We start from the raw sequence: 12,377 nt of genomic DNA on the forward strand, positions 1-12,377 counted from the left end.
AAAAGGCGTGAACCATGGCATTCGCCCTCATCTGGTTCGGTTGCAGCCCGGCGGCTGCAACGCCGAGGCCCGACGGCGGAGCCGAAGCTCTACCGTCAGGCGAATGGATCGATCTCCCTGATGACGGTCTCGTCATCACCGTCATACTCGGTGGCGGGCATCACGCTGACGGTTCCGTCGCCGGCACGGAAGATGACGATCGAGACCATCAGGGTGGCGGCGAGGCTGAGGGCGTAGGCATGAGCGTCTGCAAGGGACATTTTCCGGCTCCTGTTTGGAGGCGGGGACCATCCCCCGCTCGACAGGCGCCCGAAGTGTTTTGGTCCCGACCGGGGGCATCGCGGAGGCAAGGCCGACGCGACCGCACGCTCGCGTAGCGGACCCTGCAAGGGTTGACCCTGAAAGGCCGGGATTGAAATCAAGGTTGCGTCTCAAAGAGCGGGGAATGGTGAGCGTAGGCAAGAACCGGAAAACCTTGCAGCACCCATCGTTGCAACTGTTCGATGCGCCACCCTGTTGGTCTCGATCCTTGGCGTGCCCCAGAGATGGAACGTGATGCCCGCCTCCAGATATGACCGGATGGGACTGGGCGAGATTTGTTCGCCTGAGCCGGACAGGGCTTCAGTCGTCGCCGGACGAGATTGGCCTGAACCCGATGGTCGTGATCAACGCGAACACGAAAATCCCGGCGGCTTGCGCCGCCGGGCTCCTGGCATCCCGCTCAGAACGGGATGTCGCTGTCGTCAGTGAACTGATCATCTTCGTTATCGGTCTGCTTCGCCCGGTTCAGGAAATCGACCGTCTCGGCGATGATCTCGCAGCCGTAGCGGTCGTTTCCTTGCTGGTCGGTCCACTTGGTGTAGTGGATGCGGCCGCGAACCAGAACCTTCATGCCTTTCTCGCAATGTTCCTGGATCGTCTTGCCGAGGCCGTTGAAGGCGGTGATGCGGTGCCATTCGGTGTCCTGGACCCGGTAGCCGTTATTGTCCCGGACCACCTTGCCTTCCGAGTAGCGTGGGCGCGAGGTCGCCAGGGTAAAGTGGGTGATGCTAGTGCCGCTCTGGGTATTGCGGGTTTCGGGGTCCTGGCCGATGTTGCCGGCGAGAATGACGATGTTCTGCATTGTGAGTCTCCGTTGCTCCTCGGAGGGACCATCCCTTCGATGAGACCCGGCCAAGGCCGTCAGGAGACGCCTGCACTGACGCCTCGGCGGCAGCTTGACCCCCAAGGTCGGAGTGGTGTGGGCAGGCGCTTTGCGCCAACTCGGTCCGAAACCGCGGGGGTTGCGGTCGGAAACTGAACGGACTTAGGGGATCAGTCAGTCGGAGGGATGGTCCCTTTGAGAGCCCAAACGGGGCCGCACAGCAGGATCTTCGTCCCCGCCGGCAGCACCGTTCTGACAGGATGCCGCTGCAATCCCATTATCGGGGCAGCAGCAAGCCCCCCCTTTACCGGCAACCTTGTCTCCAGCCGGACAGGCGGGCTGGGACAATAACGGCTACCGAGCTTCAGGCCGATGGCATCGCTCCGCGTCCCAATGGCAGAAAGCTCGATCCAGGAACATTGGGGGACATGGGGAAATGAAGGTGCTCGCGGTTGCCCACTGCGCCAAGCGAGCCGACCGGCAGGGCGCCGACTGCATGCGCCCGCGGTGTTGGGATTCGATGATCCGCTTTCCGAACCGAGCGAGGCAAAATAGAAAATCGTGGCGGACACGACGCTGACACAACGGCCCGTTTTGATCGGGGAGCCGGAGGCACCGAGCCGCAAGCCGCCGGGATTTTCCGAGGGAGCGGCAGATCGCGACGGCCGTATCAACGCGAGACGACGGAGGTACCGAGCGCGTTGAGATTGAGCATCGCAGAGATGCCGATGAACAGGCCGCCTGCGCCGCCGAGCAGGTTCAACACGATCGCGGAGTCGACGAAATTCTTCGTCACGCCGTGAACGAGGGCATAGCCGGCGATCATGGCAGGCACAGCGAAGACGGCGAGCGCTATCAGGCGCAAACCCGGATTTTTGGCAAAGCCGATAACGGCGACCACCAGCGCCACCGAAAGCAGAGCCGCCACGATGGCGGCAAGTCCTGACATCAGAAACCCGGCTTCCATTCCACAGACGTATTGAAAGGCGGTCAGCCCGGCCATGAACGGCAAGGCATAGATTACGAAATTATAGGCGATGACGCAAAGCGTGATCATCAAGGAAATGGCAAGCAGAATCAGCGTCATGGAAACTCCAGATGAACGGTTGAGGATCACGACAGGCTGCCGGCTGATACGTTCCACCTGCGACTATGCTGTTTCACCGTTGCTGCAAGGATGCTTTATTTGACCCGGAATTGGGACTTCCGTCAGGTAAAGGCGGCCGAGACAGGCGCCGGGCGGCGGCGCTTTACGCGCCACCGTCGAACTTCATGACGGGAATGCCGAGCTTGCGGGCCTTGTCCGCAAGGTTCTCCTGAATCCCTGTGCCTGGGAAGACGAGGACGCCGACCGGCAGGACATCGAGCATGGCATCGTTTCGCCTGAAGGGCGCGGCCTTGCCGTGCTTTGTCCAGTCGGGCTTGAAGCTGACCTGCTGGACGTTGCGGTGATCTGCCCAGCGGGAAGCGATCAATTCGGCGCCCTTCGGCGTACCGCCGTGCAGCAGCACCATGTCGGGGTGCTTTGCATGGACCTGATCGAGTTTCGCCCAGATCAGGCGATGGTCGCTGAAGTCGGCACCGCCGGTCACGGCAACCTTGGGACCGGCGGGCACCATCACCTCGGTGTCGGCCCGGCGCTTCGCGGCAAGGAAGTCGCGGCTGTCGATCATCGCCGAAGTCAGATGGCGATGGTTGACCATCGAGCCGGTGCGCGGCCGCCAGGGCGTGCCGGTGTGGTGCTCGAAAGCTTCCGCCGAGAGGTCTCGGAAGAGTTCCATGCTGTTGCGCCGCTCGATCAGGGTCTGCCCCTCTGCCGTCAGGCGCTCCAGTTCGACCGACTTCACCTCGCTGCCGTCCTGTTCCCTCTGAAGGCGGCGCTGCGCCTGCTCGTTGTCGTCGAGGTCGCGCTCCACCCGGCCGGTGGCCCGGTGGAAGAGATTGACCGTCCCCCAGAGCAGATCGTCGAGATCGGGTTCGAGGCGGGTATCGCCGAGTGTGGCGACGAGGGCGTCGAAGATATCTGTGACCGCGGCGGCGACCATATTGCCTTCCGGAAGCGGCCTCGGATCGGGTTCGTCCTGAAACGGACGCCAGCCATAGAGCTGGAGTTCGGTGAGGAGATGATCGGCGGGAGATGAGGCGTGGACCGGCTCGAAGCCTACGTTGTCGTCTTCGTTCATCATCGGGAGCATCCTTCGTCTGAGACCGCGTCCATCGCGGCCTTCGCAGGCGTCGAAGCTCACAGGCGAGACGGACTGGCAGCCATCGCACTCTCGCGAGGGCCTTGATGGCCAAGGCCGACTATTTTGTCTCGCGCTGCAAAGGCGGGCTCGTCCCCGCCGGCGGAAAATAGTCGGCCGCCGCGCCATTGCCCGGCCGGCCTGTTTGTGAGCCGATCGCCCTCTCAGAAGGCCGTGGGCGCCGCTCTCTCCGACGAGGAAGGATGTTTCCGGGCATGACGGAGACGGCAGGTGGGGATGCCTGGGGCGCGCCTCATCCACCGGCGATCTCCTTACCCCTCCATGAACCGGCTGATGTCTTCGGGATGAAGCTGATCCTTCAAAGCCGCCCGGAGGGCATCGGTGCCGCGCCAGCGCAGATCGTCGTTGAAGTCCTCGCCAACCGGCGATAGCGCAATCGCCTCGATGCCGACGCTCTCCGCTCGGGCGGTCAGGCTGTCCCTTGCCCCATCCCCGGCCGGATCGCGATCGCGAAGGACATAGAGCCGGCGCAGCGTTGCCGGGAACAGGATGGCAGCGAGGTGCGCGGCCGACAGCGCCGCCAGCATCGGCATGTAGGGCAAGACCTGGCGGGGCGACAGCACGGTCTCGATCCCCTCTCCGGCGGCGAGCACCTCGCCGGCCACGCCGAAGCGGACGCCGTGCCCGAGAAGGTCGCCCATCGCCCGCCTCGGCGTTTCAACAGGCGCCTTGCCTGAACCGTCCGGGGCGAGCCAAGTGCGGTGCGCGCCGGTCTGCCGTCCGGCAAGGTCGGTGACGGAAGCGAGCATCGCCGGCCATGTCTCAGTGGGAGAATGCTCGTCGGGCCTGTAAAAGCAGCGCGGATGGTAGCGCAGCGCGGCGGTGCCGAAGAGCGACGTGATCGCCCGCCCGTTGAGGTAGATTTCCGCAAGCGTGCCGCCGATCGGCTGCGACATGGCGAAGAGCCGCCGCGACGCTTCGGGCGAGCTAACCGCCATGCTCGATGTCCTGCCGGTCGGTGTCCTCGTCCTTTCCGGCTCGGGGTGTGGGAGCGAGAGGAAACGGCGTGCTTCCTCGGCCACGTCCTTGAAGTCGACAAGACCAAGTGCCTCGCGAATGACATCAAGCAGGTCGCCGTGTTCGCCCGTTGCGCCGTCCGTCCATTTCCCTGCGGCTCCCTTGCCGGTTTCCGGCCCGGCAAGGCGCACGAACATCGACCGGCCGGGGCTGTTCTGGGGATCTCCGACCAGCCAGTACCGCCCGGCACGGTGGCCGGACGAGAGATAATGGCGGCAGACCGCCTCGGCATGTCGGCCGAGACGGATTGCCAGGTCTGAGGCATCGTGACGGGACATCACGCTACCTCCCGTTCGGCGACGCGTTCGACCGGATAGGTTTCGAGCAGCTTGCCGAGCGCCGTGACGCCCGTGGCATCAGTTGGAACAAAGAAGCGGAGCTTCCACGAGATGATCTCGGTGAAGAGGCCATACGCGCGCAGCCGCTCGCGCATGGCCTCGCTGAAGCCGGAAAGCTCGATGCGGTTCGCGCCCATGACGCGGACGCGGCGAAGCTGCAGGCCCTCGGCAAGATCGAGGATCGTGCGGCCGTCCATCAGCGCGGCGAAGGCATCATCACCTGCAAGCACGGTCCTGCCGGGCGCAGTCGCATTGGCGGCCCAGGCCGGAGAGACGCGGCGACCGATGATTCGCTCGCCGTCATCGGTCTGTAGCCGATAGACACGCGTCGATTCATTCGGCAGGCGTTTCCACACCGGCAGCAGAAGCCCGGCGACCACATGGATGGTGCTGTCCGAGAAGGCCGGCACTTCCGAGGCTTCGCGGCTCCAGATGGCGGCGAACGTCTCGCGGTCGATTTCCTCCCAATGACTTTCCGCCATCATCTTCAGCGAAGCATGGTGGTGCTCCATCGGCCGGATCAACCGCACCCGCCGCTCGATCTCGCCATCGTCCAGCATCAGCGAAGGCGCCGGAACCTGCACGGCGGCACGACTTGACTTGGCATTGGCCAGCAGCTTGCCGTTGCCGTCGGCGATCCAGCCGAAGGCATCGTCGAGCGTCATTGGCCGGTTGCGCCGCCGCTCGGTGATGGTGAGCAGCCGCGTTTCGGCTCCGGTGGCCGGATGGGTGTAGATCGTCTTGCGGTCGGTGACGACGAAGCTCTCGGCCGTCAGCGTCTCCAATCCGATGTCGTAGACATCGCTGGCGATGGCTCCCTGCACCTTGGCGTCGAGCAATTGCTCGAAGGCGGTGAACAGGATTCCCTGAAGCTCGATGGTGAGCGCCAGAAGCCGGTTCAGGAAGGTCGTGATACCCGGCAACTCATCCTTGATGCCGTTACTGTCCATCAGCTTCAGGCCGGTGGCCGCCTCGAAACGATCAAGCGAGCATCCCTCGATCTTGCCCCGCACGAGCAGGAGATAAAGCTGGCGCAGCGCAGCGCGCGCGTATGGCGATTCCAGATTGTCTTCGGCCCTGAACAGGCCCTGGCCGCCGGTCTGACGCTGACCCCGCGTGATCGCGCCGAGCGTGTCGAGACGCCGGGCGATGGTACTGAGGAAGCGCTTCTCCGCCTTCACGTCGGTCGCGATCGGACGGAACAAGGGCGGCTGCGCCTGGTTCGTCCGGTTGGTCCGGCCAAGGCCTTGAATGGCCGCGTCGGCTTTCCAGCCGGGCTCCAGCAGATAATGGACGCGCAGGCGGAGATTCCGGGCCGACAGTTCGGCATGGTAACTACGCCCCGTCCCGCCCGCGTCCGAGAAGACCAGCACGCGCTTCAGGTCGTCCATGAAGGCGGCCGTCTCCGCCAGATTGGCGGATGGTGCGCGGTTCTCGACGACGAGGCGATCGCCCAGAGATTCGGCGCCCGACATAGTGGCGTCCACCTTGCGGACGATGCGCCGGGAACGGCCCGTCACCTCCGCCACCGTGTCCGTGCCGAATCTCTGGACGATCTGGTCGAGCGCACCGGGAACTGGCGGCAGACTGGCGAGCCGCTCGATCAGCTCGTCGCGCCGGGCGACGGCTTCGCGGCTTTCGACGGGCTGACCGTCACGGAAGACCGGCCGCGACGACAGGTTGCCCTCCGCGTCGCTGAACGGCTCGTAGAGCTGGACCGGGAAGGAATGAGAAAGGTAGTCGAGAACATATTCCCTCGGCGTGATGTCCACGCGGACGTCATTCCATTCCTCGGTCGGGATCTCGGCCAGCCGGCGCTCCATCAGCGATTCGCCAGTCGAGACGATCTGGATGACGGCAGCGTGGCCCGCCGCGAGATCGCGCTCGATCGAGCGGAGCAATGTCGGGGTTTTCATGCTGGTCAAGAGGTGCCCGAAGAACCGCTGCTTGGCCGATTCGAAGGCGCTGCGGGCGGCTGACTTAGCCTGCCTGTTCAGCGTGCCGTCGCTGCCGGTGATGTTGGCCGCCTCCATCGCCGCATCGAGATGGTTATGGATGATCGCGAACGCGCCGGCGTAGGCATCGTAGATGCGGCGCTGCTCGTCCGTCAGCTTGTGCTCGACCAGCTCGTATTCGACCCCATCATAGGAGAGCGAGCGGGCGGTATAGAGACCCAGCGACCGCAGATCGCGGGCCAGCACCTCCATGGCCGCGACGCCGCCGTCCTCGATCGCCTCCACGAACTCGGCGCGCGTGGCGAAGGGGAAATCCTCAGCCCCCCAGAGGCCAAGCCGTTGCGCATAGGCGAGATTGCGGACGGTGGTGGCGCCGGTGGCGGAGACATAGACGACACGCGCGTCGGGAAGCGCGTGCTGCAGCCGCAGCCCTGCGCGTCCTTGCTGTGAGGCGGCGACATCGCCGCGTTCTCCCTTGCCTCCGCCGGCGTTCTGCATTGCGTGGCTCTCGTCGAAAATGATCACTCCATCGAAGTCGGAGCCCAACCATTCGACGATCTGCCTGACCCTGGAAACCCTCTCTCCACGGTCGTCGGAGCGTAGCGTAGCATAGGTTGTAAATAGGATGCCTTCCGACAGGGTGATCCTTGCGCCTTGAGGAAAGCGCGAGAGCGGCGTAACCAAAAGGCGCTCCATGCCGAGCGCCGACCAGTCACGTTGCGCGTCCTCGATCAGCTTGTCGGATTTCGAGACCCAGACGGCCTTGCGGCGACCGCGCAACCAATTGTCCAGAATAATGCCGGCCGACTGGCGTCCCTTGCCCGCGCCGGTCCCATCGCCGAGCATGAAGCCGCGGCGAAAACGCACCGCCTTCGCGGCGTCGGCCGGTGCGGCCTGAATGACGTCGAAGGTGTCATCGACCGTCCACGATCCGGCGAGATAGTCGGAGTGGGCCTCACCGGCATAGACCACGGTTTCCAACTGGGCGTCGGACAGGAGGCCGAGGATGTTGGCTGGCAGCATCGGCCGATAGCTCGGCTTCGGCGGCGCGACGCTCGCCATCGCGGCGGACAGGACCAGCTTGGTCGGATGGGCCTGAGAGCCGGGAATGCGGATCGACTGCAATCCGTATTCTTCATAGATGGCGTCGGTTAGATGCGCGCCTCAGGCGGCGTCCAATCCACCCTCTCATAAGCCAGTTCCACGCCTTCGGGATCGGCGACGGACGCAGCCGGACGCGAAACGGCCGAGCGGGCGAGATAGCCGCGCTCGCTGCGGGGCGCCGTGGCCGGGCGCTGCGCCGGGATTTCCGGCAACGCGACAGGCCGACGTGGCGGAACCTGAGCCTCGATCCAGCCGAGCAGCGTGGTGACGTCCGGCGCCACGCCCGGCGAGGCCGGGACGATGGCGGGATCCTCGGCAGGCACCTTGTCGATGACCGTGAGCCTTGTCGGGAAGGTCGTGCCGTGCTTGGCATAGACCGAGCCGGCGATACCGGCGGAAAAGACGATCGTGCTCCGGTCCTGCAAGCGGACGAAGGCGTCGCGCCAGTCGGGAATATCCGGGCCAACATTGGCGCCGGTGATCGCCACCAGCCGTCCGCCGGGCGCGAGGCGGTTCAACGCCGAGGCGATATGGCGGAAGCCGGCATCGGCCACGCGGCCGGAGACGTTCGCCAGGGCGGAGAACGGTGGGTTCATCAGTACGACGGATGGCACCGCGCCTGGTGCAAGATGATCGTCGATTTGCGCGGCGTCGACGCGGGTGACGGCGATGGCCGGAAAGAGAGAGGCGAGCAGATCGGCGCGGACCTCAGCCAACTCGTTCAGGACGAGCGTGCCGCCGCTGATCTCGGCCAGGATGGCGAGAAGTCCGGTCCCCGCGGAAGGTTCGAGCACGATGTCGTTCGCAGTGACGGCCGCCGCCGTCACCGCCGCCAAGGCCAACGGAACCGGCGTCGAGAACTGCTGGAATGCCTGGCTCTCTTCCGAGCGGCGGGTTTGGGTCGGTAGGAGGCCGGCGATTTTCGACAGGGCGGAAAGCCGCGAAACCGGAGAGACGGCTTTACGGAAAAGCGCACGTCCGTATTTGCGCAGAAACAGGACCGTGGCGACTTCGCAAGCGTCGTAGGCCGCTTTCCAATTCCAGACTCCGCTGGAATCGGACACACCGAAGGCGGTTTCCATGGCCGAGCGCAGGACAGTCGTGTCGACGCGCTCACCGCGTTCGAGATAGTCGAGAAGATGATTAGCGGCCGCGAGAATGGCGGGCGCATGGGCAACAGGGGCGACCGGAGCGGCCACGGGCAAGGCGATGTTCATGAGAGGAAGCCTCAGGAGAGCGGGAACGGGAAGCCCGCGCAGCGCTCTCTCTCGACCGCCCGGGCTCAAACCCGTCCCACGGTCCTCTTCCTTTCCGACAACCGCCGTTACATGCAGATTTGCATATTGCGGCTTCCCTCCGCGTCATGAACATGCGTGGCAACCGTCCCATCAAATCGGGGACGGCGACATGAACGACAAGCGACATGAGAGAACATATGGAAGAACAGTTTTTCGACACATCACACGGCAGAATAGCTTTTTACGATAATCGCGCCGATGGCCTTGCGATTGTAATGTTGCACGCCAACTCTATTTGCAAGGAGAGCTTTGCGCCCCAGATTGCGGCATTCGGGAACACATACCGAACCATTGCCATCGACCTGCCCGGTCACGGAGGCTCCTCCGACGCGACAGACCCACGTCGAAGCTACAGCATGAGCGGCTATGCGAATGCCGTTTCCGAATTGCTGACCGGGATCGGCATGACACGATACGCGGTGCTCGGCCATTCACTCGGCGGTCATGTCGCGCTGGAACTGCTCGCGCGCCACGAAGCGTCGATTGCCGGCGCCGCCATTTTCGGCACGCCGCCGATCGAAAACAGCATCGAGGGACTGATCGCCGGTTTCGTGCCCAGCCCGGACATGGGCTATACCGGCAGCCTCGTCATTACCGAAGAACAGGTTGGGATGATCGCCAGGATGGCGCTCGGGGAAAAGGACGAAGGCAATGAAACGTTCCTCGCCGCGATCCGGCGCACCGACGGCCGGGCGCGGCAATATATGATGGAAGACGCACAGGCCGGCAAAACCAGCGACCAGCGCAAGGTGGCCGAAACGACGGCGATCCCCCTGCTGATCATCAACGGCGCTGACGATCCCGTCGTCAATCTGGACTATGTCGACAGCCTCTCTTACCGGAACGTCTGGACGGGCAAGCCGATCCGGCTCGCCGGGACAGGTCATGCCGTCCATCGCGAGGAGGCGCAGGCATTTAACAGGCTGCTGGCCGAATTCCTCGAAACGATCACCTGATCAGGCCGGCGCATCCTCGCTTGCGTAAAAACGCCTGCATCGCTTCCGAGATCGGCGGCTCGATGTCGAAGACACCGAACCGCCGACGAAAGCGATCCCACTGGCGCCCCAACAGACCCCGGCGCCGCGCATCGGGGCACATCCATATCCAGTCGAGCCGCCAAGGGTTGTCACCGCGTCCAGCCGGCTGGGGGCGAAACGCACAGGCACCGACGATCCGGTCCTCGTCATCGGAAAACAGAAACCCGACCGCTTCACTGTCGTGATCGGGGTCGGTCTGCCATTGCACGAAATCGTAGCTCGAGCTCGCGCTTCAACTCGAGCGCCCGATCATAAACCGCCTTGCGTTTCCATTTCGGTGACGACGCATCCACCCAGGGAGCGTCGAGATCGCGGGACAATGCATCTGCGAATTGCCGGTTCGGCTTCGGGTCGATGATGGCAAAACGCTTGCGGTGGAACGACCGGTGCACCTGTTCGTCGGTCCGCAGGCCCTTGACGTAGAGCATTCCGCAATCGGGGCAGGTCACGGATTGCGTCTCTGGGCGCTTGCGATATTTCGGAGCGACGATCTTCAGCCACAAGGGCTCGCCATTGTCATCAATCACATATTCCAGTCGGTAGCCCGATCCCGTCTTGTGTCGCATCGTGCGCATTCCCCGCCATGGCCGATGAGGCGCCGAGAGGGTCACAGGCGGCATGCGATGACGGTTCTGATCATAGAAGAGAACCGAGATCTCGTCCTCGCTCAGATGGGAAACCGGCGGAATTGCCCCCTTGAGCCGAGCGCACAAGGTCGTCAGATCGATCCGGAAGCCCAGCCGTTCGATGAAGATGCAAAAGGCGGCGGCATCGATCGCGGAAAGCATGGAATGACCGAAACCGTCATCGAGCCGATGTTTCGGGCGCGAGAACACAGCGCGAAACGGCAGGTTGAGCGCGGCGGTGAACTTTTCGATATCGATGACCGCAGGCGGGTCCGATCTGCGGTCGAGCATCAGCAGCAAATCTTCGATATCAGCCGTCAATGCCCATCCGGTTTCCGCGATCCTTGTGGCCAACGAAACCGGGACAGGGCGATCGGACGGCTCCGGTCTTTGCAACGCATCCCATATCGCCCGGATCGTTTGTCCTTCGACTTCCATGCGATCCCCCAAATGTAGCGGCGATATTGTTTCGTCGGATATTCAAACTATTGTCCAGAAGGAAATAAGCAGGAGAAGATCATAAATCGGAACCGTCCACCATGAGTTGAGATATTCTCGCTACACAGGATGATTCCTGGTGCGGACATGGCCCGTCTTGTCGATGACGCTATGGTGACGGCAAGTGCATGGGTTATGGAGGCCGAAAAATGGTAACAGTTATCTGGGCACCGCCCGAAATGCCGGACGAACGCCACATCGTTGTGCGCGTTCACAGGGACGGCGTTCCCGGCACCAGTGAAAAAGGTTATTTCCACATCAGCGACAAAGAGGACCGGAGAGGCTCCGGCCCCTTCGACATCCTTCTGAACGAGGTGATAGAGCGGGCGAAGGAACAGGCCATCGACCGGGGCCTGTCGCAGGTCGTCGTCGTGCAACGCGACTGATAGCCGTAACACCGAACCCGGAGGATCGGCGTGCCCGCAATCAGCACCGACCTGTTCAAGAAGAGCTATACGACGTCGCCGAATGAGATCAGCCCCGCCGTGGTGGAGTTCTGCGCCGGCATTAATGCCGACGCCAGGCCGTCCTATGTTGCAGTCCGGCCCGATGGCGATGCGCAACCATCAGAATGCTTCAACAATGTCTCGGCCAAGGTGGACCGTGACGGCGGATCGTTCGTCTATGGCTGGCTGATCTGGGAATGGCCGCGCGTGTTCATCGAGGCGGAACATCATGCAGTGTGGGAGAAGGACGGGGTATTGATCGATATCACCCCGCCGATAAACGGTGAGACGAGAATCCTGTTTCTCCCGGACCCTGTCCGCACATACGATTTCGTGGGACAAAAGCGGCTGATCAATATCAAGAAGAGCCTCGGTCGGTTTGCGAGCGTTTCGGACTGGATACGGGCTGCCGACACATTACAGCGAACGATCGAGCGGCATTCCGTGGGAAACCAGTTCACGATGGACCGTAACCATCTCGCAGCACTCGGACGAGACGTCCAGCAAAGGCTTGGTGCCGTCTTCGTCGACCTCGGTCGCCATACCGGACCGAATGATCGATGCTTTTGCCGGAGCGGCAAGAAATTCAAGAAGTGCTGCTCACCACTGATACAGCTCCATCCCTGACAAGCAGGAAGGGATGGCCGAGC

Annotated in this window: 11 protein-coding genes and 1 pseudogene; 3 read left to right on the plus strand and 9 right to left on the minus strand. The window is 63.2% G+C overall.

Annotated elements, in window-relative coordinates:
- Positions 1-95 precede the first annotated feature (95 nt).
- The 7 genes and pseudogenes from V6582_RS09160 to V6582_RS09190 form a co-directional block, all read right to left on the minus strand.
- Complete coding sequence (locus V6582_RS09160; RefSeq protein WP_171430984.1) at positions 96-260, minus strand: hypothetical protein; 165 nt, start codon at positions 258-260, stop codon at positions 96-98.
- A 461-nt stretch (positions 261-721) separates the two neighbouring features.
- On the minus strand, positions 722-1,123 hold the full coding sequence (locus tag V6582_RS09165; RefSeq protein WP_156634526.1) for a single-stranded DNA-binding protein: 402 nt from the start codon (positions 1,121-1,123) through the stop codon (positions 722-724).
- A 691-nt stretch (positions 1,124-1,814) separates the two neighbouring features.
- Positions 1,815-2,231 (minus strand): hypothetical protein, encoded by a 417-nt coding sequence (locus V6582_RS09170; RefSeq protein ID WP_156634527.1) that lies wholly within the window; start codon positions 2,229-2,231, stop codon positions 1,815-1,817.
- A gap of 163 nt (positions 2,232-2,394) precedes the next feature.
- The gene (locus V6582_RS09175) at positions 2,395-3,330 is read right to left on the minus strand and encodes a DUF2493 domain-containing protein (protein WP_156634528.1); all 936 of its coding nucleotides are present in this window, start codon (positions 3,328-3,330) and stop codon (positions 2,395-2,397) included.
- Positions 3,331-3,659: 329 nt separating this feature from the next.
- Positions 3,660-4,703 (minus strand): DUF7146 domain-containing protein, encoded by a 1,044-nt coding sequence (locus V6582_RS09180; RefSeq protein ID WP_156634529.1) that lies wholly within the window; start codon positions 4,701-4,703, stop codon positions 3,660-3,662.
- A pseudogene (locus V6582_RS09185) lies at positions 4,703-9,039 on the minus strand (strawberry notch-like NTP hydrolase domain-containing protein). The gene V6582_RS09180 and the pseudogene V6582_RS09185 overlap by 1 nt, the downstream one beginning before the upstream one ends.
- Before the next feature lie 242 nt (positions 9,040-9,281).
- Entirely contained in the window at positions 9,282-9,434 is a 153-nt protein-coding gene (locus V6582_RS09190) for a hypothetical protein (protein WP_234823925.1), read from the minus strand.
- Between V6582_RS09190 and V6582_RS09195 the strand changes: the two genes are divergently transcribed.
- Positions 9,381-10,076: an alpha/beta fold hydrolase gene (locus V6582_RS09195; protein WP_337739386.1), complete on the plus strand. Its 696-nt coding sequence runs from the start codon at positions 9,381-9,383 to the stop codon at positions 10,074-10,076. The genes V6582_RS09190 and V6582_RS09195 overlap by 54 nt on opposite strands.
- Here the strand turns inward: V6582_RS09195 and V6582_RS09200 are convergent.
- Both V6582_RS09200 and V6582_RS09205 read right to left on the minus strand, forming a co-directional pair.
- Positions 10,069-10,365 (minus strand): GNAT family N-acetyltransferase, encoded by a 297-nt coding sequence (locus tag V6582_RS09200; RefSeq protein ID WP_349508945.1) that lies wholly within the window; start codon positions 10,363-10,365, stop codon positions 10,069-10,071. The genes V6582_RS09195 and V6582_RS09200 overlap by 8 nt on opposite strands.
- The gene (locus V6582_RS09205) at positions 10,331-11,221 is read right to left on the minus strand and encodes a C2H2-type zinc finger protein (RefSeq protein WP_349508946.1); all 891 of its coding nucleotides are present in this window, start codon (positions 11,219-11,221) and stop codon (positions 10,331-10,333) included. Before V6582_RS09205 ends, V6582_RS09200 begins: the two co-directional genes overlap by 35 nt.
- Positions 11,222-11,430: 209 nt before the next feature.
- Here V6582_RS09205 and V6582_RS09210 point away from each other — a divergent pair, with 209 nt between their 5' ends.
- Positions 11,431-11,667, plus strand: coding sequence for a hypothetical protein (locus V6582_RS09210; RefSeq protein ID WP_060719734.1), 237 nt, complete (start codon positions 11,431-11,433; stop codon positions 11,665-11,667).
- Between the two features lie 30 nt (positions 11,668-11,697).
- Positions 11,698-12,354, plus strand: coding sequence for an SEC-C metal-binding domain-containing protein (locus V6582_RS09215; protein ID WP_156634531.1), 657 nt, complete (start codon positions 11,698-11,700; stop codon positions 12,352-12,354).
- The last annotated feature ends 23 nt before the right edge of the window (positions 12,355-12,377 follow it).

Origin of the sequence: Agrobacterium vitis (assembly GCF_037039395.1) — a bacterium.
In the GTDB taxonomy this organism is placed as follows: Bacteria; Pseudomonadota; Alphaproteobacteria; order Rhizobiales; family Rhizobiaceae; genus Allorhizobium; species Allorhizobium vitis_E.

Bases quoted from the DNA above. Each gene is read 5' to 3' on its own strand.
- V6582_RS09160 (WP_171430984.1), bottom strand. From the start codon at position 260: ATGTCCCTTGCAGACGCTCATGCCTACGCCCTCAGCCTCGCCGCCACC.
- V6582_RS09165 (WP_156634526.1), bottom strand. From the start codon at position 1,123: ATGCAGAACATCGTCATTCTCGCCGGCAACATCGGCCAGGACCCCGAA.
- V6582_RS09170 (WP_156634527.1), bottom strand. From the start codon at position 2,231: ATGACGCTGATTCTGCTTGCCATTTCCTTGATGATCACGCTTTGCGTC.
- V6582_RS09175 (WP_156634528.1), bottom strand. From the start codon at position 3,330: ATGATGAACGAAGACGACAACGTAGGCTTCGAGCCGGTCCACGCCTCA.
- V6582_RS09180 (WP_156634529.1), bottom strand. From the start codon at position 4,703: ATGTCCCGTCACGATGCCTCAGACCTGGCAATCCGTCTCGGCCGACAT.
- V6582_RS09205 (WP_349508946.1), bottom strand. From the start codon at position 11,221: ATGGAAGTCGAAGGACAAACGATCCGGGCGATATGGGATGCGTTGCAA.
- V6582_RS09210 (WP_060719734.1), top strand. From the start codon at position 11,431: ATGGTAACAGTTATCTGGGCACCGCCCGAAATGCCGGACGAACGCCAC.